Below are 26,391 nucleotides of genomic sequence, written 5' to 3' on the forward strand. Positions count from 1 at the left end.
CCTCCTATTTTATTATTCTTTGTTACAAGTGTAGATTTTAAATTCCCATCTGCTATCAGTGAAAAACACCGGTTTATTATACAAACAGTACATTATTTTGAAAAAATTCCTTGATATATCCCTGCCTCACGATCCCCCCCAATAACATGTATACCTGAAAAAGCCAATCTCCAGCCGTAGAGAAAATAGAATAAGTTTCGATTTAAGGAGTCTCTTAATTAAATTCGAAAGGATATTTAAAGGGACGATAAGCTTATTACCCTTGCACTATTCAGCCTTTTGTCACGTTTCGGGATTGGTGCAGGAAAACATCCGATTTAATTATGACATCGAGTCCTAAAACAGACAGGCTGCGCTTGTTCCAGGGAGAGCAGGTCTGGTTTGACGAGGGCTTTGTAAATCAAGTTTTTGTCCGGGATCCAGCCGGTGCGAATTCCAAACCTCAGTTCATATCCTAACATGGGGGATTGAATTCGCAAAAGTGTCGCAACCGGGCAAAACAACGGTTTTTCGAAGCTCTCCTGGCATGAAAAAGTAGTGGTTGGCGGGGCAGGTAAGCGGGATTCAGAGCGATCATCTCGATCATCTACCTTTTAATCCCCGATCCTGAAATCCGGAAAGTCTCAGGGATGGATAGTGCAATGCAAACAAGTAACAAAAGTGTTGAATATAGATTTATGACCAGTTTTCGCAGATTCATTGTACGAACTTTTATCTTATTGTTGGCAGTTTTTTGGGGATGTTCGGCACAGGAGGACGTTGAAATTGAAACACATACGGTAGAAGACCAGGTTGCAGAGGAGTATTCGAACGAGATACTCGGGGAGCTCGCCCCATCCACGGCAGGGGGACTGAATCTCTCGTTGTGGGCCTCCGAGAAACTGCTGGGCGACCCGGTGGCGCTGGATGTAGATCACGATGGAACCGTCTGGGTCACCAATACCGCGCGCAGGAGAACCTCGGAAATTGACATTCGCGGCCACCGTAACTGGATGATTGAATCTCTTACCCTTGAGACGGTGGAAGAGCGGCGGGATTTTCTGCACCGCAAGCTGGCACCTGAGCGAAGTGCCCAAAACGAGTGGCTGAATGATCACAACGGCGATGGCTCGCACGACTGGCGCGACTTGACAGTCAATAAAGAATCTGTTTTTAGGGTAAGGGACTTAACCGGTAACGGATACGCCAACCAGTCGCAGCTTTTTATTCGCGATTTCCACGAGGAGGTCACGGACGTGGCGGGTGCCGTACTCCGCCACGAAGGCGATCTTTTCCTGGGGGTGGCACCCGATTTATGGCGTATCCAGGACAGTGACGGCGATGGATACGGCGAGCAGAAAGAATCGATCAGTCACGGTTACGGAGTAAATATCGGGTATGGCGGTCACGGGATGTCCGGGCTTACGGTCGGTCCGGCCGGCCGGCTTTACTGGTCGATCGGCGATCGCGGCATCAGCATAGAGGACCAGGAGGGCAACCGTTGGCACCAGCCGCGCCAGGGCGTGATAGTGCGATCAGATCCGGACGGGAGCAACTTTGAAGTGTACGCCCGCGGGCTGCGCAATACGCATGAATTTGATTTCGACAAGCACGGAAACCTGATTGCGGTAGACAACGACGGAGACCACTCCGGGGAGCATGAGCGGTTGATTTACGTAGTCAACGGATCAGACAGCGGATGGCGGACCAATTGGCAGTTCGGGAAATATAACGATCCCAAAAACAACGACTATAAAGTGCTGATGGATGAGGGATATTACAAGCCTCGTTTTGATAACCAGGCCGCCCACCTCCTGCCGCCAATTGCGGCATACCACGACGGGCCGGCCGGCATGGTCTATAACCCGGGCACCGCCCTGGATGAGCAATGGCAAGACCACTTTTTTGTGGCCGAATTTGTGGGCTCCACGACGCGTTCGGGGATCAATGCGTTTACCCTTGAGCAGCAGGGAGCTTCGTTCCAACTGGAGCGAGATGTGGAAGTGATGAAAGGAGTGCTGGCCGTTGGACTCGATTTTAGTCCCGGCGGAGCCCTCTATTTTACCGACTGGGTTGAGGGATGGGCATTGAACCAGGAAGGCAGAATATGGAAGCTGGACACAAGTCCGGACTCGGTGTCCAATATCCGCATTGAAACGATGGAGCTTTTGGCGGAAGATTTCGGCGACCGTTCCCCGGAGGAGCTTATTGGGCTAATGGGACATGCCGACATGCGGGTGCGCCAAAAAGCGCAGTTTGAACTTGCCGGCCGGGATGACACGCTATCACTGGAAAAGGCGGCCCGCGGGGGTGATCACCAGCTAAAGCGGGTACACGGAATTTGGGGGCTGGCACAGGTGGGCCGTCGCATCCCGGAAGCGGTTGAACCACTGATGGAGCTGCTGGCAGATGAAGAGGCCGAAATCCGGGCCCAGGCTGCCAAGATGCTGGGTGATGTGCGCTACCAGCCCGCAGGCGACTCATTGATTCCGTTGCTCAGGGATGAAAATGCCCGGGTCCGGTTTTTTGCTGCAGAGGCCCTGGGTCGGCTGGCCTGGAAGTCCGCCCTGCAGCCGATCGTCGACATGCTGGAAGCCAACGACGAAAAAGATGTATATCTGCGCCATGGCGGGGCAATCGCCCTTGCGCGAATTGGAGATGGCGATGCGGTGGCGGCGTTATCCGACCACCCCTCTCGCGCGGTACGGATTGCCGCGGTAGTGGCATTAAAACGGATGGAGCATCCCGGGGTGGTTCGGTTCCTCGAAGATGAGGATGAATTCGTCGTCACCAACGCAGCCCGCGCGATCAACGACGATGCGTTTATTGAAGAGGGACTGGACGAGCTGGCGGCGATGCTGGAGCAGGATCAGTTTATAAATGAACCGCTGCTCCGGCGCTCAATTAACGCCAACCTTTACTATGGAACCCGCGAAAGTGCGCGCCGGCTGGCCGATTTTGCGCTCCGGGAGGACATTCCCGAGGCCCTGAGGGTGGAGGCGCTGCAGACCCTCTCGGTGTGGCCGGAATCGTCTCGGCTCGATCGGGTGACCGGCGATCCGCGGGACGTGGTGCGCAACAATGTGGAGGAAGCCCGGAGTGTCACGGCTTCGTCAATACGCAACATTATGAATGGAAACCACGTCGCGTTGAAGATTGCCGCTTTCGACGTGGTCGGGAGCCTGGAAATAAGCTCGCTGGTTCCCAAAGTTTCCACGATGCTTGCCGAAGACCCGGCCCCACAGGTCAGGATTTCGGCACTGGAGCTGCTGGCGGGAATGGGGTATGAAGATATCGAAGAAGCGGTTTTTACCGCTCTTGATGACCCGGCTGGCAGCGTGCGGATGAATGCGCTGCAGACTATCACAGAGCTGAATCTGCCGAAGGGAAATATCGTGGAGCTGGTGGAACCGGTGATTGATGATGGAACAACAGAAGAGCAACACACAGCAATAGCCCTGCTGGGTGAGATCAGCAGTCCGGGAGCCAACGCATTGTTGGAGAAGCTGCTGCAACAGCTGATGAATGGAGACCTGGAACGGGAACTTGAACTTGAAGTGATTCAGGCCGCAGATTCCTCCAACGCGGAAAATGTGGAAAAGCTGCTGGCGACCTATCGATCTGAAAAAGAAAATGGAGACGCAGTGACCCGCTATCGCGAGACACTTTATGGCGGCGATGCGGAAAATGGCCGGGATATTTTGTACCAGCATGAAGCGGCCCAGTGCATGCGCTGCCACAAGATTGGGATCGAGGGAAGCGAAGTGGGACCACCCCTCACAAATATTGGCAACGAGCTTTCACGGCGTACCCTGCTGGAGGCCCTGGTGGCTCCCGACGCCCGCATTGCACCCGGTTACGGGTCGGTTTCCCTGACACTCCGAAATGGAGAGACGATACAGGGTGTGCTGCAAGAAGAGGATGAAGAGGAGATTACGGTCGTCTCCAGGGAAAATGAATGGGTGATCAGCAAGTCCGAGATCAGTGAACGCACGAACTCCCCCTCCTCCATGCCGACGATGAGCGGGGTGTTGTCGCGTGCCGAACTCCGGGATCTTGTTGAGTTCCTGACTACCCTGGATGGAGAGAACCGATAGTGTATTTATCCGCTGAAGGTTGCAAGTGGCAGGTTTGAGGTGGATATATTTTTATCCCAAGCTGACGCCATTTATTTTTTATAGGGCTTTGAAAAACCAGGGGTTTTGGTCAAGGTTGAAGCTTGAGCGAATTTGAAACCGGAGCTTATTAGCTATAAGTGAGGATTCCAAATTCGCGAAAATACAGAGATTGGTCAAAACAACGGTTTTGCAAAGTCCACTTTTAACAATTGAATTGGAAGTCCAATCGGATGGTACCATGATTTCAAAAACTTACATCTCCCTTGTGTGGAAAAGCGTTATTTGTCTACTGTTCATTACTGGATATAATGGATTGGCTGTTCATGCTCAATCTGATGATAATCGTCCCAATATCCTTTTCGCTATCGCCGATGACGCCTCCTTTCCCCATATGGGAGCATACGGCACCGAATGGGTACGAACACCGGCGTTTGATCGCGTAGCCGGGCAGGGTCTCCTGTTTACCAATGCCTATACGCCCAATCCCAAATGCGGTCCATCGCGGTCAATTATCCTGACGGGACGCAACTCCTGGCAGCTGGAAGAAGCCGCCAACCACTGGGCCGACTTCCCGACCAAGTTTAAAGTATATACGGAGGTGCTGGCTGAAAACGGCTATCATGTGGGGAGCACCGGCAAGGGGTGGGCACCGGGAGTGGCCGAGACGGCTCAGGGGCAACCGCGACACTTGGCGGGCCAACCGTATAATGACCACCAAACGGAGCCGCCGGCCGGCGGTATTTCCGGGAACGATTACGCGGCCAATTTTGAGGCCTTCCTGGCAGATCGCGCGGGCAACGAGCCGTTTGCCTTTTGGTATGGGGGATATGAGCCGCATCGTGGATATGAATACGAATCAGGAATCGAAAAGGGCGGCAAGCAGTTGTCAGACATTGCTCATGTCCCCGGTTTTTGGCCGGATACCGACTCCGTACGCACTGACATGCTGGATTATGCGTTTGAAATTGAGCATTTCGACCGGCACCTTGGACGTATGCTGGCCCTGCTGGAGGAACGCGGAGAGCTGGATAACACTCTCGTTGTGGTTACTGCCGACAACGGCATGCCTTTTCCCCGAATCAAGGGACAAACCTATGAACGATCGGCTCACCTGCCACTGGCGGTAATGTGGCCACGGGGTATTGAAAATGCCGGGCGCGTTGTCGAGGATGTTGTCAGCTTTGCCGATTTTGCCCCGACGTTTATCGAAGTGGCCGGGCTCAACTGGACTCAAACCGGAATGCATTCCACCGTCGGCCGCAGCCTTACCGATATTTTTTACTCAGATTCGGACGGTCAGGTAACGCCTGAACGCGATTACGTACTGCTGGGCAAGGAGCGGCACGATGTCGGCCGCCCATACGACTGGGGCTACCCGATCCGGGGCATCGTTCGCGGTGACCTGCTCTATATCCGGAATTTCGAACCGGAACGATGGCCTGTGGGCAACCCGGAGACTGGTTACCTGAATACCGACGGGAGTCCCACAAAAACATACATTCTGGACCACCGAACGACTCCAGGCATGTACCATTTTTGGGATTGGAATTTTGGAAAACGTCCCCCCGAAGAGCTCTACAATATTGCAGCCGATCCATACTGCCTGAACAACCTGGCGGAAGATCCCGCCTACCTCTCCAAAAAACAGGCACTAAAGTCGCAACTTTATCGCGAGCTGAAACAGCAGGGAGATCCCCGTATGTTTGGCCGGGGCTATCTTTTTGATGCCTACCGCTACATGGACGAGGGAACGGCGAATTTCTATCAGCGATACATGGCAGGTGAAGAGATGAACACCGGCTGGGTGAATGACTCTGATTTTGAGCAGGAGCCTCTACCCGAACAGCGGTAGGGGGATGGGAATTATGAATGAACAATTAGAAATGATGAATTTCGAAGGAGAGGTCGTATGAACGGCATAGCGCCATGTGCAACTGGAAGAATTTCTATCTGACGAGGAGGCGGGCTACAAAAATTACCGCCGGAGATTGGTTATTAGGAATTAGTTATTGGTCTTCCACAAATAAGCAATACACTGGTTAACCAATAACTACACTAACGACTGGTTGACGAGCCACTGATTGTGCTGCCAAAGAAAATCGCGTTGGCAAACAGTTTGTTGGTCCCGTACCAGAACGCCCGGAAGTTGGGGTTGTCTGTCATTGCAATTACTTTTCCGCTTCCAAATCCGGAGACTACAATTCCCGCCGTACCGTTCAGTTTCTCAAGATTCTCTTCCGAAATATAGCCGCTGGCCAGGGGATCATCGGAATAGCGAAGCGGTGTGGCATAGGGATGGTCGGATTTCTTCATAAAGAGCGTGCTGTTCCTGAACACGGTGAGATCCGATCCATTATATCCGTAACCGATCGGGTGCGTGGTATCAATCCTGGCATGGAAAATGGCGCCTCCGATATGTTGGGCTCCTCGTTCCTGGTCCATTGCGGCATACGGTTTGGGTTGAACGCTATCGCTGTTTTCCTCTTCACTATCGCTTTTCTCCACAAATGAGACGTTAGCCAGGCCGTTTTCACGGGCCCATTCAACGGCATCCTTGGTTGTTACCAGCGTTCCACCGCTCTCCACCCATTCCTTTAACTTGTGGATGTCGCTGCCTGAAAGGTCGCCATACCATCCATCGACCATGACTATGGCAGTATACCGGTCGAGATCGGTTTGCCCGAGACGATCCTTGGTGAGTAGCGTGGCCGGCATGCCGTACCGCTGGTCGAGCAGGTGCCAGGCTTCACCCACTTCGTAAGCACTGGTCCCCTCCCCGGCAATAAGGGCGACCGAGGGTTTGTCAATGTCTTCAAACGAACCGCTGCCCAGGTCGATGCCGGAGGGAGTCAGGCCAGTATCTACCGCATAAATGTCGATTCCATCCTGTTCCGCTGCCATGCGGGCCCACTCGTAGATCGTCTGAGAATCCACTTCCTGGGGACCTACCGGCACGATGATGCTGCCGTAGCCAAACTGGTGAACACCGGTGGAGGTAACGGCAGTAAACGGTTTGGCAGCTACTTTGGCCCGTACCCCTTTCTCCTGGATACGATAGAGCGCCCGCGGCGCGTAATATTCATCCCACTCGAAAATATAGGCATACTCGCTTTGTCCACCGATGAGGCTGCCCGCGGGACGTTTTTCGATGGTGAATTTATCTCCAATCTGGTTGCGGTTAAACGCGCGGCTGTCGAGCTCGGCAAACGGCATGTTAAAAGCATAAGGCATGGTCCAGGCCGAGACATCGTAAAAAAGACTGTCACGGAAAGTAGTTCTCCGTTCAAACAGGGCCTCGATAAATCGGTGTTGCGCCTGGTTGGTCGGGATAATGTAGGAGGAGCCCGCGGCAAACAGTTCGCCGTTGGCTGAGAGGCTCTCCTCCAGCTCGTACACATCAATGTCGTGCCGGTGCAGCATCTCGGCCAGGTGAAAGCTTCGCGCCCGGTCTTCCTGCGTGCCAAACACGTACGCTTCAATTGGAGAGCGCTCTGCCTGCTGCCGGGCCTCCCGGTAAAAAGAACGCTGGTGGTTTAGGATTTCGGGACGCAGGCTCTGGGCGGCCTCCAGCGTGGAAAGCGAGGTGAGGAACTGGTTTTTTATCGTAAACGGGAACCTGAGTACGTCGTGGATGCTCTCCTGGGCATGCGAGCGGGAGCTTGCCTGCTCAAAAAGAATGCCGATACTGCCGTTGATATCGGGATAGGTGGAGCCCTTGCCGTAGTAAAAGTCGTCGTAGTTTTCTTTGCTGTAGTACAGTCGCTTGTGTTGATCCAGCATCTGCGCGTGGTATTCCCCGATCGCTTCGGTGAGCCGTTGATTGCGATCCGGTGTCAGAGGATGGGTCCGCGACGGGACGCCCGGCTGAAAGAAGAAAGTCGCGTTTGTACCCATCTCATGGTGATCGGTCAGGATGTTTGGCTTCCACTGGTGGAACACCCGGATTCGGGCCTGGCTCTCTGGGTGCTGAACCAGCATCCAGTCGCGGTTCAGGTCAAACCAGTAGTGGTTGGTGCGGGCGCCGGGCCACGGCTGATTTTGCTCCATATTATTGGGATCGTCCACAACGGTTTTGCTTTTGTGGGTGTTGGCCCAGCCGGCAAAGCGATCAAGTCCGTCGGGGTTGAAGCTCGGATCCAGCAGGATGACCGAATTGTTGAGTTTCTGCCTGATATCGGCTCCCTGTGCCGCTGCAAGGTGATAAGCAACCAGCAGTGCTGCATTTGAGCCGCTGGACTCGTCACCGTGGATGCTGTATCCCATGTATACCACCACCGGCATTTCATTGACGTCAAAATTGCTGGATTGGCCGGGATCGGTCAGGGCCAGGTGGTTTTGACGGATCTGCTCAATATTGGCATGATTTGACGGAGAAGTGACCGTCAACAACAGCAGCGGTCTGTTCTCATAGGTGTGCCCAAACTCCCGGATGGCGATCCGGTCAGAGGCCTCGGCCAGTGCGTACATATATTTTACCAGCTGGTCGTGCCGAACATGCCACTCTCCCGGTACCATATCCAGGATCTCCTCCGGAGTGGGCACCGATTCGTCATAGCTTACATCCCCGGGAAGGTAGTAATTCATGGTGGCCACGGCTTCGGAGGGATTTTGGGCAGCAACCGGTCCCGCTGTGATGTGAAGAAAGCCGATTAGGAGTAGAATTGATATTGAATATGCGATGCGCTTCATGAAAAGGTCGTTATGGATTGCGGTGTATTACCTGTATGGAAGTACCGAAAAGCAGAGGTTATTGTAAAGGAGGTGGAAGAAACAAAAGCGCGGCGCACGCTGGTAAGTGCGCCGCACATAAGGGAATGGGGGAATGCTAATAACGGAAGATAGCCGCTATGTAAGCATTGTTGGGCATGTCATCCCTGTGGAGGGCGTACACGTCGCCTCCCTGGGTGATCGTCTTGATCGCCGCCAGGTTGATCAGGTCATGTTCGCCGTTTTCTTGTTCGTGGCTGAGGTGAACCACATCGTTTACGGCATCGAATTTACCCCAACTGTGTTCCCCGATCGGAACAAAAAGGGAGTCTATCTTCCCGTAATAGGCGCCTTCCACAATGTAGGATAGGTCCTCGGAACGCTTCATGCTGCCCGAGAGGTCGCCGAACCGTTCGATATCGGAATACATGTCCTTCAGGAAATAGGATTTGATGATCTCCCACCCCTCGTCACGGATCTCTTCGTCGCTTTTGGGATCCGGGTTGCCCTTGATGCTGGAATCCAGCAGCCGGCTGTAGTGGTTCGATTTTCGATAAATCGAAACGGCTTCATCAACCCCCGCGAGAATCAGCGGATCGTTGCGCCGGCGCATGATGTTGGTAACCTCGGTTTCAACTGTTTTCAGGTATTCCTCCACAATTTTTCGGTCGTAGTCGCTGCCGGACCCCTGCCCGTGAAAGATGGCCGGCCCCTGTCCCTGCCCGGAGTGGTGCTGGAGGTTGCGCTGTACCACGTCATACTGCTTGAACTCTTCGATGCTTGTGGGCGAATCGGTCAGTGACAGCGCTTCAACCGAGTCGCGGGTGGCTTTGAGCAGGCGCACCTTCTTCTGACTTATCACCAGTATGCAAAAGGTGCCCTCCAGTGTTATCATGGGCAGTAGTGGTGTGACGAGAAAATAGTTGTCGATCAGGTAACGCGGGTTAAAGTCCAGTGGCACCCTGAAATATTCGAAATAATCTTCTGCCAAAAACAGGGCCAGTCCGCGGTCGTTGTGCTGCCAAAAAAGGGGCTGGTCAAGCAGTTTCCTGGGGCCCTCGAGCAGGTTGTCAATTTCGCTCTTTTTCATCCCGGATTCGGAGAGGTCGGCCTCAATGTTGTTCAGCTTGTTTTTCAGTCGGATGGGATCTTGCTGAACTTCCTCTCCTGTTTTGTGGGTGGGCAAAAATATTGAAATACTTGTTTCCGCTGCATGCTCAATAATATCCAGAATGATATCCTTCGTAATCATATGTGAACCTCCAAATTTAGTTCAATTTAAACCCATCATAGGTATCAGATTAAACAACTATTTTGAGCAGAGGATTCGCTCAAAAATGGTATGTCCATCTGTTTTGTTATTATATGAACACTCGAACCAAGTATCTATTCTGATTTATGAAAGAAACAGAAAAGTCGAAAAATCCCGTATTCGGATCCCATGACGATCAGACGCTGGAGCAGTACCAGAACGTGCTGATGCGCGCCAAGCGCGGCGCGTTGATGGCCGATGGCCACGTGGGATATATCATGCCGATCGGCGGCGTTGCGGCCTACAAAAACAAAGTATCGCCCGTGGGCGTGGGGTTCGATATCGGTTGTGGAAACATGGCAGTTAAACTCAATCAGAAAGCCGGTAGTTTCGATGTCAGCGGGGCACTGGATATTATTGAGGATAAAATCGTGTTCGGGTTGGGAGGCTCCAATCCCCGTGCACCCAGAGGCGACGAGCTGTTTGAGGCCCCGGAGTGGGAGGCCTACCCCGATCCCGGGATTCGATCGAGCCTGAAAAAGAAAGCGGAGCAGCAGCTGGGAACCGTGGGCTCGGGGAACCACTACGTAGACCTGTTTAAAGATGAGGAGGAGTATATCTGGATAGGAGTCCACTTCGGGAGTCGAGGCCTGGGATACCAGACGGCCAAAGGGTTTATGAACCTCTCTCAAAACAAGGAGTGGAATGACCGTTTTGAACAGCAAGAGGTGCTGCTGGACCTGGCTACGCCCCTCGGGGATGCCTATTTTGCAGCCATGAACCTGGCCGGACGTTATGCCTGGCGGGGACGCGAGTGGGTCTGCTATACGCTGGCGGAGGCTTTTGGGGCGGATATACTGGATGAGGTTCACAACAATCACAATTTTGCCTGGAAAGAGCAGCATGATGGAGAAGAGTTGGTAGTTGTCCGCAAGGGCGCCACTCCGGCTTTCCCGGGCCAGCGCGGATTTGTGGGCGGCAGCATGGGAGATACCGCTGTCATTTTGGAGGGCGTGGATTCGGAGGAAAGCCGCTCTGCCCTCTACTCGACGGTGCACGGCGCCGGCCGTGTAATGTCGCGTACACAGGCCAAAGGCAACTACCGCGGACGCGACCTGAGCAGTTCTGCGATAAAGCCGCAGATGATCTATGACTGGCTGGAAAAAAAGGGCGTAGAGTTGCGCGGCGGCGGACTTGACGAGGCTCCCCAGGTCTACCGCCGGCTCGACGATGTGCTGAAAGAACATGAGCGCACAATCCGGATCCTGCACCGTCTCCAGCCCCTGGGCGTGGTCATGGAGGGACCGGAACGGTTTACTCCGAAGAGGAATTGGGGCTCGAGCGTTGGGAAATAGTGTATCTCACGGAAACAGGCAGTCTCTGTCCATTGCCAGCTATTTCCTCTCTTTTATTTTGACAGCTAAATTCATTATCGTAGCTCATCGTAAAATAGTTTAAATCAAACCTTGTTTATGGGGAACGAGCGTTCTGGCAACGAGTCTGAAAGAAGTACATGGGATGGAATTAAAAAAAGTCTGGGACCGGGCTTGTTGATGGCCGCTGCGGCCATTGGGGTATCACACCTGGTGCAATCGACCCGGGCTGGTGCCACCTACGGTTTTGCCATGGTCTGGGCCCTGCTGCTGGCTAATATTTTTAAGTATCCCTTTTTGGAGTATGGCCCGCGCTATGCCATCGCCACCGGGGAGAGCTTGATTGAGGGATACAAGCGGCTGGGCAACTGGGCAATATGGATATTCCTTGTCTTTACTGTTGGCACGATGTTTATTATCCAGGCGGCGGTAACGGTGGTGACGGCAAGCCTGGCCGCCGAGTTGACCGGCCTGGCCCTTTCCCCGTTAACCTGGAGTGCCCTTTTGCTGGCCATCTGTGTGGTGCTGCTTCTTTCAGGCCAGTATTCTGCGCTGGACGGCTCCGTAAAGTTCATTATGATTATCCTGGCAGTGTCAACGCTGGTTGCCTTGGTGGTGGCCCTGTCGCAGGGAGGCCAGCAGGAAGTGGCAGACTACTATCCCGATATCTGGGATTACGCGGGCGTCTCCTTCCTGATCGCTTTAATGGGATGGATGCCGATTCCGATTGATTCTGCCGCCTGGCACTCCCTGTGGTCGCTGGAGCGGGCCAAGCAGACCCAATACCGGCCGAGGCTAAAGGAGTCGCTGCTAGATTTCAATATCGGGTATATCGGGGCAGCGTTCCTGGCCCTCGGATTTTTAATCCTGGGCGCCCTGGTGATGTATGGAAGCGGCGAAGAGTATGCATCAAGTGGAGCCGTTTTTGCAAACCAGCTCATCAGCCTCTATACAAGCAGCCTCGGGGAGTGGGCGTACCTGGTGATCATCATCTGCGCCTTTACCACCATGTTCAGCACCACGCTTACGGTCACTGATGCGTATCCCCGCGTTTCCCGCCGGATGCTGGAGGTGATGATGCCGGAAACATTTCCCGAAAAGGACAACAGCAGGATTTTCCGGATCTTGCTGGTCTCCACCCCGGTGGTCTCCCTGGGCGTACTCTACTTCCTGGGAGATCAGTTTACCCTGCTTATAGACCTGGCCACGACCCTCTCCTTCCTGACGGCGCCGGTGCTGGCTTATATCAATTACCGGCTGGTGACGGGAGAAGCGATGCCGGAGTGGGGCAAGCCGAAGTCCTGGCTGCGCTGGCTGAGCTGGGCGGGGATGATATTCCTGGCGGGTTTTGCGCTGCTGTACCTTTACTGGATCATCCGGTTTTAGTTTTTTGGGTCTTGGGTCCTGGGCTTTGTAATGTTATCCGGCAGCGGCTTTGCCGGTAGTGGAGCGCAAAACGTGGTGCGATTCGCCTTCTTGCAGTGTTAGGAATTCATTTGCTGCCACGCCATATTTTTTGCGGGCGCTGGCCAAATCTTCAATCGGGTCCCTCATCGCTTCGTCAGCCAGCGGAAAGGTGCCAAAATGCATGCCGATGCTCTGACGGGCCCTGATGTCATTGTGGATCTGAACAGCTTCATCGGGATTCACATGGATCGGTCGCATAAACCAGCGCGGGCGGTAAGCCCCGATCGGGATGAGGCCTGTATCGATAGGGGCAAACCGGCGGCCGATATCCTCAAAAAAGCCGTCGTAGCCGGTATCGCCCGCAAAGTAGATGTTGCCGTTGGGCTGTTCCAGCACATACCCGCACCACAGGGTCTTGTCTCGATCGGTAAGGCCGCGCCCGGAGAAGTGCTGGGCCGGCACCCCGCTTACAGACAAGTTCGAACTGTATTCATGTCGCTGCCACCAGTCGAGTTCCACGGTGTTGTAGATGCCGTTTTCTTCCAGGTAGCTTGCAACGCCCAGGGGCACCACGAACAGCGGATCGTGAATCTCATTTAGCCGGATCACGGTGTCAATGTCCAAATGATCGTAATGGTTGTGGCTGATGAGCACCATGTGGATGTCGGGCAGATCTTCAAATTTTAGTCCCGGCGGACGCATTCTCCTGGGGCCGATCCACTGGTACGGGCTGGCCCGGTAACTCCAGATCGGGTCTGTCAAAATGTTGAAACCCTGTGTTTGAATAAGGAAGGTAGCGTGATTTACAAATGTAAATACCGCCTCCTCGTTGCTGTCGGAGCTCCTCTCCGGGACCGTACCATGGGGCGCCTCTTGCAGCGTGAGCTCTTTCCATTCCCCCCGGTCACCGGTGAGGGCCCATTTGATGATGTCTACAAAACCTCGTTCCCGGGAGCCGTTGGGATTGGAAAATCGTTTGCCGTCGAAATGGTCGGATGTGGGTCCGGATGCGGTCGGGGCCGAAATGATAAAATCCACAACAAGTGTAGCCACTGTCAGCCCCAGGACGACTGCTGCAGACCATGTAATAATGTCCATTGAACCGTTTCTGTGTATATTAATTGTTAACTAAATGAAGTGGGATAATACAAAAAGCGTGCGACTTATTTAATACCTGTCGACCGGCAATGATTCTGTTGCCTGTGAATAATATGATTATTGTAAACTGGAATAGATTGTATTTAAGTTCCTGCTGATTGATCACTCAGAAAAATAGAACGGAAGCAAGTAAATGGATAAACCGATTATTGGGATTTCAATGGGCGACCCGTTTGGCATTGGGCCGGAAATATGTGTGAAGGCCGTAACGGATCCGGCTGTGCTGAAAAGATGCCGGCCTGTGATTGTGGGAGATCTGTCCGTAATACAGAAAGCGGCTGAGCTGACAGGTATTGACAGAGAGGTTCAGCATTGGCAGCAAAATGAGACCGGCAGAGAGTACGGCCGCCGAAAAATCCAGGTGTGCGATACCCAGAATGAGACTATCGACACGCTGTCGTACGGCACGGTTTCAGCAGGGGCCGGCGATGCCGCCTTTCGGGCTATAGAGAAGAATATTGAACTGGCGATGGAGGGAACAATTGATGCCACCGTTACCGCCCCCATCCACAAGGAATCGCTGAATCGGGCTGGCCACAACTTCGCCGGTCATACGGAAATATATGCCCGGTACACCAATACCGACCAGGTGGCCATGTTGCTGGCCGATGGTAATTTTCGTGTCATTCATGTTTCCACCCACGTATCGCTCGCGGAAGCGTGCCGGCTGGTAAAAAAAGACCGGGTGCTCCATGTGATCCGGCTGTTACATGAGGCCTGTGTGCAGTTTGGCATCGACAAGCCCAAACTGGCTGTATGCGGGCTGAATCCGCACGCCGGTGATGGAGGGTTATTTGGCCGGGAGGAAGAACAGGAGATTATCCCGGCTGTAGAGGAGGCGGCCAAAAATGGAATCCGGGTGGAGGGACCGTACCCTGCCGACACCTTGTATCCCAGGGTCGTGGGCGGCTTTTACGATGGCTGCGTGGCGATGTACCACGACCAGGGTCACATCCCTTTTAAAGTGAAAGGATTTGAATGGGACCAGGAAAGCAGTGCGTGGAGTAAAATTCGCGGGGTTAACATAACACTAGGCATTCCGATTATCCGGGTATCGGTCGATCACGGAACGGCCTTTGATATCGCCGGGCAGGGAATTGCCAGTCCCCAGAGCCTGGTGCATGCCATTCAATATGCGGTGCAGATGGTGGGATAGGGCCGGTGCTGGAATTCAGGCGGCACATGATATGAAATATTTGACAGTAGATCACATACAAGAGGGTGTTGAAAAATCATTGTGGGCAACGTCCTCTGCTGATGAAAAAGGAACGGGACATTGATACTTGTTATATCAGACGATTTTAGCGGGGCAGCGGAATTGGCAGGCATTGCGATGGATGCTGGCCTGGAGGTTGAAATCCAGACGAAGCCCCAGGTTGAGACGACGGCTGATGTGGTGATCCTGGATACCAATACCCGGTCCAAAACCAGGGAGAGGGCTGCTGTCACCATGAAGCGAGTCGCAAAAAATATAAAGCGATATGAATTTGAGCTTATCTACAAGAAAGTCGATTCCGTATTAAGGGGGCATGTGGGTATGGAGTTGTCGCTGCTGCTTGACAACAGCCCCGGCCGGTCGGTGCTGCTGGTTCCTGCCAACCCGTCAATGGGAAGAACCATTTCCAACGGAATATATCTGATTGACGGGCACCCCCTGCACCAAACGGTGTTTGCATCGGACCCGGAGTTTCCGGTCCATACATCGGATGTTGTTGCCCTGGCAGGTGCCGGCAGCGGTAGCGAACATGGAACAGAAATCAAACGACTGCAAGGTCGCTCCGCTATTCCCGGTCAAACCGGTAACGTCTATCTTCCGGACACCCAATATGGGGATGATATTCGATACTGGGCGGAAAACCTTGACTCCCATCTCATTCCGGCGGGAGCGGCTGATTTTTGGAGGGCTCTGCTCCGTTCAATGGGATTTTACCCGAGAAAAAAGTCGGGACCTCCGTTTGATACGGAGCACCAGGACAGGTTGTTTGTCTGCGGAAGCAGCCTCAGCAAGGTGGAGATGATGCTGGAAAAGCTGTCCGTCCGCGAACCGAAACAGGTCCAGCTTAAAGTCGGGCAGCCCGGACGTAATGAGGCCAACATAACAGAAGCCGTAGCCGAACAGGTGATCGCCAAATTTGGCTCAACAAATAGTGTGGTGCTGTCGGCTGAAGTTACCGGGAATGAAGCAGTACTGGCAGAGAAGATTCCGGGAATGCTTGCGGATGTGACCGCGGCGGTTTTAAAAAGAGTCGCTCTCCGGGATATTGTCGTTGAGGGAGGAACCACCGCTTCGGAAGTGGTGCGGGCGCTGGGCTGCTCCAGGTTCAAGCCGACAAATCATTTTGCACGGGGCGTCATCCGCATGCAGCCGGCAGGCGACAACTCCCCCGGGCCTTCTGTTACCGTTAAGCCCGGCAGCTACAGCTGGCCAGCCGCTCTCTGGCCGTAGGGAAACGTCAAAATAGCTCACAGGTCGGGCTGTCAGCAAAGGCGCAGAGATGCAACCGCATGCGGGAGGTCACTTCGACATTACGTTCTCAATCTCCTCCCGCTCTTTCGGTACCTCTGTTAGGTTCTCGTACCCCTCTTCCGTAACAATGATGTTGTCTTCAATCCGAACACCGCCGAACGACAGCAGTTCTTCTATCCTGGAACTGTTGAGGAATTTCGATTTCGTTTCATCTTCAAGGGCCGGCTTCAGCAGGGCGGGGATAAAATAGATCCCGGGCTCAATCGTGAGTACCATGCCGGGTTGCAGGGTACGGCGGGCGCGCAGGTATTTGATGCCGGGGCGGTCGATACGGTCCACTCCTTTGGGATACCCGCCCACATCGTGGGTGTCAAGCCCGAGGAAGTGGCCGAGTCCATGAGGAAAGAAAAGCGCAAAAATGTCATTTTTCATCAAATCCTCCACGCGCCCGTCAAGGATGCCGGCATCCACCAGTCCCTGCATCATGATCTCGGCAGACGTCATATGCAGTTCCTCCATACCCACCTCCGGTTCGATATCTTCGATGACCTGTTGCTGGGCGTCGAGCACAACCTGGTAGATGGTCGCCTGGTCTTTGGAGAACGATCCATTGGCGGGATAGGTACGCGTAAAGTCGGAGGCGTACCCTTCGTACTCAAAGCCGGCATCAATCAAAAAGAAATCGCCTTCCCTGATCTGCCGGTTATTTTCCACGTAGTGCAGAATGGCGCTGTTGGGACCGGAAGCGAAGATACCGTTGTAGGCATCCTGCAGCAGCCCGTGCCGGACCTGGTGATAGTCGAATATTGCTTTAAGTTCATATTCATGCTTCCCGGGAGCCAGCGTCCGAAGCACCTCGGTGTGGGCGATATTGTTGATGCGAGCCGCTTCCCGCATCTGGTCGAGCTCCCAGTCGGTCTTGAAAACGCGGCAGTGGGTCAGTGCTTCCTCCAGGGAATCCAGGTCGATCGGCGTGTTGCGGTCGAACTCCTCGATATATTCGGCCTGTTCTTCATTCAGACAGTAGATGCGATCCGGGTCGAGCTTGTTCAGGACTTTGGGCAAGGCGGAATCCCAGTGCAGGTGATCCGGGTCATATTCCCCGCGGTACTGCTCCATCGATTTTACCCGGCCGTGCCACACGGCGTAATTGGCATCGCGCCTGGGAGCAAACAGGTGATACTCATGGCTGGTTAAGTCGAAGATCAGGTGGAAGTCGGGCTCATTGACGCCGGAGAGATACCAAAAGTTCGACTCCTGGCGGAACGGGAACTCGTAGTCGGTGTCGTAGCGATATTTCAGCTCGGCCCCCTTCATATAAATGATGGCATGTTGGCCTTCTTCAAAAAGGGACAGCAGCTTGTCTCGATGGAGGTGTCTCATAAGTGTATCAACTATTATTGCGGAGGACGGTGAAGTTACAAGATTAACGGTAGAATTTGGAATTAAGGAACAGTGCGTGTGGATGGACCCTAAAGGGAGTCAAGACGAAAGATTCAGCTCTACGCGGTAGGTCTCCCCGTTTTTGTTGAGCGTAAGCGGGTGCCCGAATACGGAGCTCAGTGTATCAGACGTCAAAATCTCTTTCTTGGGACCAGCATGTACCGCCCTCCCCTCTTTCAGCAGAATGACTTTCTCGATTTCCGGGATGATCTCTTCGACGTGATGGGTCACGATGATGATGGTCGTGCCCGTTCGCGCAATCTCCTGGATAAGCTGCAGGCAGGTTTGCCGTGCCACAAAGTCCAGGGCGGTGGTGGGCTCATCCAGTACCAGCATATCAGGCTTGGTGACCAGCGCCCGGGCAATAAGCACCCGCCGTGCTTCCCCGGCCGACATCCGGTTGAACATCCGGTCGGCCAGGTAGCCGGCCTCCATCCTGGCCAGTGCCTGGTCCGCCTGTCGCTTCATCGCCCCTGTAATTTCGTGATGCCCAAACAGCTGCATGCTGGAAAAGAAACCGGACATAACGACTTCGCGCCCGCTCAGGTATCCCTTTTTCAGGTTGTGCACTATCTGGTATTCCAGGTCCGATGAAACAATACCGATCCGTTTTCTCAGCTCGGAAACAATCCATCGATCGTTGCCAAAAACCTGGATTACAGGCGTTCCGTCTTCCGGCGCCACCGGGTGCAGCTGGTGGGTGAGCAGCTGGATCAACGTTGATTTCCCGGAACCGTTTGGCCCTACAATGGCGGTATGCTCCATCTCATGAATCGTCATGGAAAACCGGTCCATTACCTTGGTATCGTTTCGATAAGTGGTGGCGTTGTTGATTTGTAAAATAGGTTGTCCCTGCGAGTGTTTCATGCTAATATTAGGTGTTGCGGTTCATTGGTTTTAAAAAATCTGCCAGCGCAGCTTGTTTGCAATAATACGAACATGTTTGTCACCTGAAAAATGTGTGGCGTCGTCCCAAAATAACCCCGTTTGAACAAAATTGGCCTGGAAAGCCTTCCGCTGACAGAAGTATTTGAAGCGGGTTGGACGACATTTCCCTATACGAGCTCATCGAAAAGGGCATCGAGGTGTGCCGGGAGTTTAGAGATCGTTTCGGGGTCCGGCTCTGCATCAAGTTTGAACGGTGCGTGTGCGTGAAGATCAAAATTTTGGGTTTTGGTCTCGGAATAGACCGTGGCATTCGGGGAGGTTTCGGTGGCGACCAGGTCCAGGTTCAGGTCGATAAGCCCAACGTTTTGGTTTTCGCGGTTTATTACGGCCAGCAGCCGGGTCCCCCCAAAGGGGGTATTTTGAATGCCCAGTGCCACCCGGCCCTGGTTAAGCTGGAAGATCCGGAAATAGTGTTCCATTGGCAGTTCAGAGGGACTGTTGCTGAAGTTAATATACCGGATTTCTCCCCTATTGGGATTCCATAATGAGTTCAGTACCGACGTCAGCCAGTTTCGGAGTGTAGAGTCGGTTGTCTTTTTTCCTGTAAATCCCCGCTCTTTCCAGTATGTATAGTCGCGCGGCGGAGGCTGTGCGGGAATATCAAGCAGGGATGGAACGGATTCCAGCCGGTCAGGTTTTCCCTGCCCGGGAATGCGGTACCAGCAGTCGGTGAGCCCGTTGCTCATCAACAGGTAGGGCGCATTAACGGCACGGTTGTACCGGGCGGTTTGCTCGGCGACTCCGGCAGAAATCGGCACGCGTTCAGCTTTGCACTCCACCAAAATTTTGGGATTGAACTCCTGGTCATAGCAGATGATGTCGGTACGCCGCGTTTTCTGTTCTCTTGAGCGGAGGGCCTCTTCCGTTGAAATTCGGTGTCGCGACCATCCGGCTTCTACCAGGGCCTCAATTATCCGAAGCCGCACGCGCTCTTCCGGCCTGTTTTTCAACGTCTTTTTGTGGATGGGATTCCACAGGCTCCGAACGCCGTCCCGCCAGACCATCTTCGGGTAGTGATTGTGGGCGATACTGGACATAAAAGGCCGTTACTTTGTTTCCTGTTCACCTCGCAACAATGCGGAAAATGTGGTAATCAAGCAAATAGAAATAGTTAAAACCGAAGAAAATGAGTACGCCACGCGAAAAATACAAGAGCTGTCGGAAAACAGGGATGTACGAAGAGCCCTATAATGTAAAACCCTCCGGGTTCCAGGCGCCCGGAGGGTTGAAAAGTGGGAAAAGAGAAAGGGTTTTACCCTTCGCCGTTCTCCTTGTCGATCTGGCGGTTAATAAGCAGCTGCTGACCGATCGACATCACATTGTAGATCAGGTAGTAGAGACTGAGTCCCGCTGCGAAGTTGTTAAAAATAAACAGCAGCATCACGGGCAGCAGGTACTGGAACATCTTCATCTGGCCGCCGGTCATGCCACCACCGCCGCCCATGCTGCCTCCCATGCCGCCAGTGAGCTTGCTCTGGGCCACCATCGCCCCGGTCATCAACAGGACAAAACCGGCCAGCTGATCCCCTAAAAACGGGATGCTGAACGGAAGACTGAGTATGTAGTCGGGGGCGGAAAGGTCGGCGGCCCATAGAAACTCCTCCTGGCGGATCAGGATGGAGTTTTGGAAAAATCGCCACAGGGTAATCAGGATCGGGAACTGCAACAGGTTGGGCAGGCAGCCGCCCAGCGGGTTGACGCCGGCCTCTTTGTAGAGTTTCAGGGTCTCCTTCTGCTGTTTTTCGGGGTTGTCACTGTATTTTTCCTGGATCTCCTTCATCTTCGGCTGCAGCTCCTTCATCGCCGCCATGCTTTTGTAACTTTTCTTGGTCAGCGGGTAGAGGATGAGTTTAACCAGGACAGCAAACAGGATAATCGCCATGCCGGTATTCATAAACGGGCTGGTAAACCCAAAAAACGGGATTACGACATATCGTACCAGCGGGTCGGAGAACCAGCGAATCCAGCTCCAGCCCACATCCACCATGTCATAGGTGTTGGTATCAAACTGCTTGAGCGAGTTGTAGGAGAGCGGTCCCACGAACATGCGGTACGCTACGACCCCGTCGTCGGGTATATCGCTGGTGATAAAGGACTGGTAGTGGTGGAGCGTGTTCGGGTTGTCTACCGAGCCGCTGACTTCCCCGATCAGCAGGGCCCCCTCGCTGTTTGTAGCCGGTTCAATAATCTGGGAAAAGAATTTTGTTCTTGTGGCAACCCAGTCGATGGTTCCGTTAAAGCTCTGTTCCTCCCGGCCCGCCTCGGTCAGGTTGAGCTGTTCCATCTCACCGCCCAGGAAGGCATAGGCAGAAGATTGCTGGCCCTCGGTGGCGTGATCCTTCTCAGTAAACCGGAGCCGGGGTTTCCATCCGAAATCGATGGTACCGCCAATGATATTGCGTTCAAGTCCGGAAAACTCAATGGATAGATCAATCTCATATGAATCGCCCCGCAGCAGGTAGGTATACAGGATTTGCCCGCCGTTTGACAGGTTGAGGGCGTACTGCAACTCCCTCGTCTCGCCCTCTTCAAGCTGCAGCTCCTGCCCCGGTGTTACCTGCTCAAAAAGGATATCCTCGGTTTCGATATTATAATTTTCGTTGGAAAGGAACCCGACGGAATAGGCGGATTGCGTGGTATCTGCAATCATCTGGACAGGGGCGTGATTCCAGGTTTCGTAATTTTTCAGGGTAAGCTTGGCAGGCCCGGCTCCCACGTTGGTGAATACCGCCCTGTACAACGGGGTCTCCACAACGGTTTTTGCGGTGTCAGCCACAGATGCGGTCCCGAATATCCCCAGCTCCTGGTCTGTTTCCTCTTCCTCCCCGCGGAGGGTGGGTTGAGCCGCTTGCTGTTCCTCAGGTGCTTGCGCGGTATCGGCGACAGGCTCCCGCTCCTCCTGCAGGGCAAGAGAATCAGCCTGCGCCTGTGCGGCGGCTATGCTGTCCTGGCGTGCCTGCTCGGCCTGCCGGCGTTGCATCTCCTCCGGGCTGGGCATGGTGAAATAAAACCACGCCAGCATGATGATAAATATTAAAGTCAGTCCAGTTACTGTATTACGATCCAAAAGTTATCCTTTTTCAGGGTTTGTGAGTTCTTGTTGCGGTTCGGGTACCGGGTCAAAGCCGCCGCTGCTCCAGGGATGGCAACGGGCGATACGTTTGATCGTCAGCCAGCCACCCTTTATGGCACCATGCTTGCGCAGGGCTTCTATGCTGTATTGACTACAGGTGGGATGGTACCTGCAACTGCTGGGCAGGTAAGGAGAGAGTATTAACTGATATAGACGTACTAGGCCGATTAGCAGGTACTTCATGAACCCGGTTCTGTGAGAGGACGCAGGTGTTTTTGGGCGCGTTGTAGCAGGTCAGCAACCTGATCCTGCACCGTATCAAAATCCATTTCAATGGTTTTGGCCATTAACACACCGTGGAAACTATATGATGTTTGTTCAAAAAAGGATGTCAATATATGCTGGTTCAACCGGTAAGCTTCCCGAAGCAGCCGTTTTATCCTGTTGCGTTTTACTGCCTTGCCGAGGCTCTTTTTGGCAATAAAGCCGACCAGGCAGCCGTCGTTGCAATCGGGATAGATGCGAAAACGAAGATCTACCAGCTCGTTACGGAGTGTGGTGGCACCTGGTTGAAAGAGGCGCTGAAAATTGTTGCGCCCCCTCAGGATTTTAGCTCTTGGCAAGCTAAAATCCCTCTCGGAAGGCGAAGTCAATTCGTTACTTCGGTCCTTTTTCATCACTGACGGTTGAACTGTGACGTCCCTTTTTGCGGCGACGCTTCAGCACTTTCTTTCCGTTTTTGCTGCTGTTGCGTTTACGGAATCCATGCTTGTTCTTCCGTTTACGACTACTTGGTTGATATGTGCGTTTCATGGTGAAACATCTCTTTTATGAAAACTACAGTTTAAAACAGACCCACAATTTAACAATTAAATTGGACAATAAGAACCCCCAATTATCAGTTTTGTTGACCTGCATGACACACTTGTTAAGGAACATCTGTTTGTTTTATTATACATTAATTTGAACAGGGAATCGCTAAACTGTACCTTACAGAACTGTGATTTTGAACATCCATATCTGAAGCAATATGCTTGATACAATTACTGACATTCTCACCAAGCTATTTGGCTCGAAAAGCGAGCGTGACCTGAAGAAGCTGTGGCCCATCGTAGACGAGATCAATGCGTACGACGAAAAGATGCAGCAGCTTTCCGATGAGGAGCTGCGGCAGAAGACCGAAGGTTTTAAGGCGCAGATCAATGAGGCCACGGCCGGGATCGATAAGGAGCTCGAGGAGGCCAAAAGAAAATTGAACAGCAACGAGGTAGAGCTGACGGTTAGTGAGCATCGTGAGCTGACGGAGCTGGTGGATGCCCTGGAGGAGGAACGAAACGAGGTAATCGAAGAGGTGCTCTGGGAGATCCTGCCCCAGGCATTTGCCGTGTTGAAGGATACCTGCCGGCGATTTGTAGGTAAAAAATGGATGGTCGGGGGCAGCGAAAATGAATGGGGCATGATCCCATACGATGTACAGCTGGTGGGAGCCATCGTGTTGCACCAGGGACGTATTGCAGAGATGAAGACCGGGGAGGGTAAAACGCTGGCCGCGATCTTTCCCGCCTACCTGAATGCCCTTGCCGGGCGCGGAGTCCACATCGTTACCGTTAATGATTACCTGGCCAAACGGGATGCGGAGTGGAATGAGCCGATTTTTAATTTTCATGGCTTGGAAGTGGACTGTATCGACCGGTATAAACCCAACTCCGAGCAGCGCCGCCAGGCATACCGGGCCGATATCACCTATGGAACCAATAACGAGTTTGGCTTCGACTACCTGCGCGACAACATGGTGATAAGCTCCGAACAGATGGTGCAGCGCGAGCATCACTACTGTATTATTGACGAGGTCGATTCGATTCTGATCGATGAGGCGCGAACACCGCTGATCATCTCGGGCCCCGTGCCGGAGGATACCCAGTCTCACAAGTACAAAGAGCTCAAACCGCGGGTGGAATCCCTGGTACGCGCCCAGAAAAAACTGGTGGCCAGCCTGGTCAAAGATGCACAACAGCACCTTGAAGATGGAAACGAAGAGGCGGCGGGACTGGCTCTGTACCGTGCCCAGCGCGGGTTCCCGAAAAACCGGCAGTTCCGCAAGATGATGCAGGTACCGGCCAACGAGCGCCTGCTTCAGCAGACGGAAGCGTTTTACCTGCAGGATAATGCCCGCCGGCTGCCGGAAGTTGACAAAGAGCTCTACTACGCGGTGGATATGAAGCAAAACACCATCGAAATGACGGAGAAGGGGCAGGACTTCATCACCAAGGCGGACGAGGACGAGGATTTCTTTGTTATTCCGGATATCGGAACGGAAACCACCGATATCGACGAGGAGATGGAAGCGCTTGAAAGAGAGAAGATCGCGGAGATTGAAAGCAATGATGAGTTCAGTGAAGAGTACAAGCAGAAAAAGATTGAGGAGGCCAAAGAGGAGGTTAAGCAGGAGCGGGAAAAGCGTTTTAACGAGTTGCGTCGAACTTTTTCCGAGCGCAGTGACCGTATTCACACCGTCAATCAGCTATTGAAAGCCTATACCCTGTTCGAACGCGAAGAGGAGTATATCGTACAGGAGGGCAAGGTACAGATTGTAGATGAGCACACCGGCCGAGTACTTTCCGGCCGCCGTTACTCCGACGGGCTTCACCAGGCGATTGAGGCCAAGGAGGATGTAAAAGTGGAGGCCACGACCCAGACCTACGCCACCATCACCCTGCAGAACTATTTCCGGATGTATCACAAGCTGTCGGGCATGACCGGTACGGCCGCCACGGAAGAGGGCGAATTTACCGAAATTTATGACCTGGATGTGGTTGTCATCCCCACCAATGAACCGGTTATCCGGGATGACAAGGAAGACCTCGTCTTTCGCACGAAGCGGGAAAAATACAACGCCGTTATCGAAAAAATTCAGGAGTATCATGACAAGGGACAGCCGGTGCTGGTCGGAACCACCAGCGTGGATGTATCGGAGACGATCAGCCGGATGCTGAAGCGGCAGAATATCCCGCACAACGTGTTGAACGCAAAGCAACACGCCCGCGAAAGCGAAATTGTGGCGCAGGCGGGAAATCCCGGCGCGGTAACGGTGGCAACCAACATGGCGGGGCGTGGTACCGACATTAAGCTGGCACCGGGCGTGCGCGAAAAGGGCGGGCTGGCAATTATCGGAACCGAGCGGCACGAGTCGCGCCGTATTGACCTGCAGTTGCGCGGACGAGCGGGCCGTCAGGGCGATCCCGGGGTATCCCAGTTTTATGTTTCCCTGGAAGACGACCTGATGCAGCTTTTCGCTTCTGACCGGGTCGCCAAAGTGATGGATCGACTCAATTTTGAGGAGGGCGAAGTGATCACCCACTCGTGGATCACCAAGTCGCTGGAACGGGCCCAGAAAAAAGTGGAGCAAAACAACTTCAGCATCCGCAAGAAGCAGCTCGAATATGACGATGTGCTGAATAATCAGCGTGAGGTTATCTATGCCCGGCGCAAACACGCGCTTGAGGGCGACCAGCTGCGCAGCGATATCTACGAAATGGTGGAGGATCTCGTAGAACGCGTGGTGGAAGAACACTTTCCCCAAGGGGAATTTGAACAGTTGCGCGAGACGATCCTCCGGTTCCTGGCCGTGGATATCGAGCTGGAGGCCGAACAGATGAAGCGGATGCGGGAAGACGGCCTGATCGATCATATCATTGACAAGGCGTTCGAAGCCTATCGCAAGAAGGAGCAAATGATCTCCGAGCCGCTGTTTGAGGTGATTAAAAACATCAAGGAGTCGGATGCGGAAAAAAAGCCGACAAAAGTCCAGGTTATCTTTACTGACGGAATCCGCCGTATGCGGGTGGTGGTGGATGTGGACCGGGCCATGGAAAATGAAGGGCATGAAGTGGCACGTGCGCTGGAACGTACCGCGATACTGTCTACCATCGATGACAAATGGATGGAGCACCTGCGGGAGCTGGATGCCGTCAAGGAGGGTATCGGGCTGCGCGCGTTCGGACAAAAAGATCCCCTGCTGGAGTATAAGAGGGAGGCGTTTGAGATGTTCAAGCAGCTGATTGACCAGATCAACCAGGAAGCCGTATCGTTGATCTGGAAAGCGATACCGGAGATGCAGGCCAAAGACCAGCAACTGAAGCAGGCCGGCAAGCAGAAAGCCAAGGTGGATATGAATCGCGCAAAAACCCAGCATGCCGATTCCACCAACATGGGCTTTAAAACGGGACAGGAAAACGGCGGTCAGCAGCAGCGGAGCGACAAGAAACCGGAACCGGTAACCGTGGAAGAGGAACCCGGGCGCAACGATTACGTGAAGGTGCAGAACATGAACAGCGGTGAAGTGATAGATATTAAATGGAAGAAAGCCAAGCGGATGATTGAGGATGAAGGCTGGGTTCTTATCGAAAAATAGTTGTTGGTTATCGGTTATTTGTGGATTCGTCATTCCCAGTAACCAATAACTAATT

At 53.4% G+C, this 26,391-nt stretch carries 17 protein-coding genes; 7 read left to right on the top strand and 10 right to left on the bottom strand.

The window, feature by feature from the left end; translation table 11 throughout:
• Positions 1–722: 722 nt before the first annotated feature.
• A complete protein-coding gene (locus tag ACG2E4_RS06945; protein WP_395276100.1) occupies positions 723–4,076 on the top strand; it encodes a HEAT repeat domain-containing protein in 3,354 nt (1,117 codons plus the stop codon).
• Positions 4,077–4,335: 259 nt separating this feature from the next.
• Entirely contained in the window at positions 4,336–5,949 is a 1,614-nt protein-coding gene (locus ACG2E4_RS06950; protein WP_395276101.1) for a sulfatase, read from the top strand.
• Positions 5,950–6,152: 203 nt separating this feature from the next.
• On the opposite strand, the gene ACG2E4_RS06955 is transcribed toward ACG2E4_RS06950, so the two are convergent.
• Both ACG2E4_RS06955 and ACG2E4_RS06960 read right to left on the bottom strand, forming a co-directional pair.
• Positions 6,153–8,786, bottom strand: a complete 2,634-nt coding sequence (locus tag ACG2E4_RS06955) for a M14 family metallopeptidase (protein ID WP_395276102.1) — start codon at positions 8,784–8,786, stop codon at positions 6,153–6,155.
• A 136-nt stretch (positions 8,787–8,922) separates the two neighbouring features.
• Positions 8,923–10,056: a hypothetical protein gene (locus tag ACG2E4_RS06960; RefSeq protein WP_395262165.1), complete on the bottom strand. Its 1,134-nt coding sequence runs from the start codon at positions 10,054–10,056 to the stop codon at positions 8,923–8,925.
• 146 nt (positions 10,057–10,202) lie between these two features.
• Between ACG2E4_RS06960 and ACG2E4_RS06965 the strand changes: the two genes are divergently transcribed.
• Together ACG2E4_RS06965 and ACG2E4_RS06970 are read left to right on the top strand one after the other, a co-directional pair.
• Positions 10,203–11,411 carry an RtcB family protein gene (locus ACG2E4_RS06965; protein ID WP_395262164.1) on the top strand — a complete coding sequence of 403 codons (1,209 nt, stop codon included), beginning with the start codon at positions 10,203–10,205 and terminating at the stop codon, positions 11,409–11,411.
• 117 nt (positions 11,412–11,528) lie between these two features.
• Positions 11,529–12,815 (top strand): Nramp family divalent metal transporter, encoded by a 1,287-nt coding sequence (locus ACG2E4_RS06970; protein WP_395276103.1) that lies wholly within the window; start codon positions 11,529–11,531, stop codon positions 12,813–12,815.
• Between the two features lie 33 nt (positions 12,816–12,848).
• Here the strand turns inward: ACG2E4_RS06970 and ACG2E4_RS06975 are convergent, their stop codons facing one another.
• Positions 12,849–13,934: an MBL fold metallo-hydrolase gene (locus tag ACG2E4_RS06975; protein WP_395262162.1), complete on the bottom strand. Its 1,086-nt coding sequence runs from the start codon at positions 13,932–13,934 to the stop codon at positions 12,849–12,851.
• A 193-nt stretch (positions 13,935–14,127) separates the two neighbouring features.
• On the opposite strand from ACG2E4_RS06975, the gene pdxA reads away from it, so the two are divergent.
• On the top strand, positions 14,128–15,150 hold the full coding sequence (gene pdxA, locus ACG2E4_RS06980) for a 4-hydroxythreonine-4-phosphate dehydrogenase PdxA (RefSeq protein ID WP_395276104.1): 1,023 nt from the start codon (positions 14,128–14,130) through the stop codon (positions 15,148–15,150).
• A gap of 120 nt (positions 15,151–15,270) precedes the next feature.
• Positions 15,271–16,440, top strand: a complete 1,170-nt coding sequence (locus tag ACG2E4_RS06985; RefSeq protein ID WP_395276105.1) for a four-carbon acid sugar kinase family protein — start codon at positions 15,271–15,273, stop codon at positions 16,438–16,440.
• A 69-nt stretch (positions 16,441–16,509) separates the two neighbouring features.
• Here the strand turns inward: ACG2E4_RS06985 and ACG2E4_RS06990 are convergent, their stop codons facing one another.
• The 7 genes from ACG2E4_RS06990 to rpmH form a co-directional block, all read right to left on the bottom strand.
• Positions 16,510–17,844, bottom strand: coding sequence for an aminopeptidase P family protein (locus ACG2E4_RS06990; protein WP_395276106.1), 1,335 nt, complete (start codon positions 17,842–17,844; stop codon positions 16,510–16,512).
• Between the two features lie 99 nt (positions 17,845–17,943).
• Positions 17,944–18,771 carry an ABC transporter ATP-binding protein gene (locus ACG2E4_RS06995; RefSeq protein WP_395262158.1) on the bottom strand — a complete coding sequence of 276 codons (828 nt, stop codon included), beginning with the start codon at positions 18,769–18,771 and terminating at the stop codon, positions 17,944–17,946.
• A gap of 188 nt (positions 18,772–18,959) precedes the next feature.
• Positions 18,960–19,889 carry a type I restriction enzyme HsdR N-terminal domain-containing protein gene (locus tag ACG2E4_RS07000; RefSeq protein WP_395276107.1) on the bottom strand — a complete coding sequence of 310 codons (930 nt, stop codon included), beginning with the start codon at positions 19,887–19,889 and terminating at the stop codon, positions 18,960–18,962.
• A 215-nt stretch (positions 19,890–20,104) separates the two neighbouring features.
• Positions 20,105–21,919 carry a membrane protein insertase YidC gene (gene yidC / locus ACG2E4_RS07005; protein ID WP_395276109.1) on the bottom strand — a complete coding sequence of 605 codons (1,815 nt, stop codon included), beginning with the start codon at positions 21,917–21,919 and terminating at the stop codon, positions 20,105–20,107.
• Between the two features lie 3 nt (positions 21,920–21,922).
• Positions 21,923–22,168 (bottom strand): membrane protein insertion efficiency factor YidD, encoded by a 246-nt coding sequence (gene yidD, locus ACG2E4_RS07010; protein WP_395276110.1) that lies wholly within the window; start codon positions 22,166–22,168, stop codon positions 21,923–21,925.
• Complete coding sequence (gene rnpA / locus ACG2E4_RS07015; RefSeq protein ID WP_395276111.1) at positions 22,165–22,602, bottom strand: ribonuclease P protein component; 438 nt, start codon at positions 22,600–22,602, stop codon at positions 22,165–22,167. The genes yidD and rnpA overlap by 4 nt, the downstream gene beginning before the upstream one ends.
• A complete protein-coding gene (gene rpmH / locus ACG2E4_RS07020; RefSeq protein ID WP_395262153.1) occupies positions 22,583–22,738 on the bottom strand; it encodes a 50S ribosomal protein L34 in 156 nt (51 codons plus the stop codon). The genes rnpA and rpmH overlap by 20 nt, the downstream gene beginning before the upstream one ends.
• Positions 22,739–22,967: 229 nt before the next feature.
• Here rpmH and secA point away from each other — a divergent pair, with 229 nt between their 5' ends.
• Complete coding sequence (gene secA, locus ACG2E4_RS07025; RefSeq protein WP_395276116.1) at positions 22,968–26,336, top strand: preprotein translocase subunit SecA; 3,369 nt, start codon at positions 22,968–22,970, stop codon at positions 26,334–26,336.
• Positions 26,337–26,391 lie beyond the last annotated feature (55 nt).

Origin of the sequence: Halalkalibaculum sp. DA384 (assembly GCF_043951955.1) — a bacterium.
Lineage (GTDB): Bacteria > Bacteroidota > Rhodothermia > Balneolales > Balneolaceae > JAMQKA01.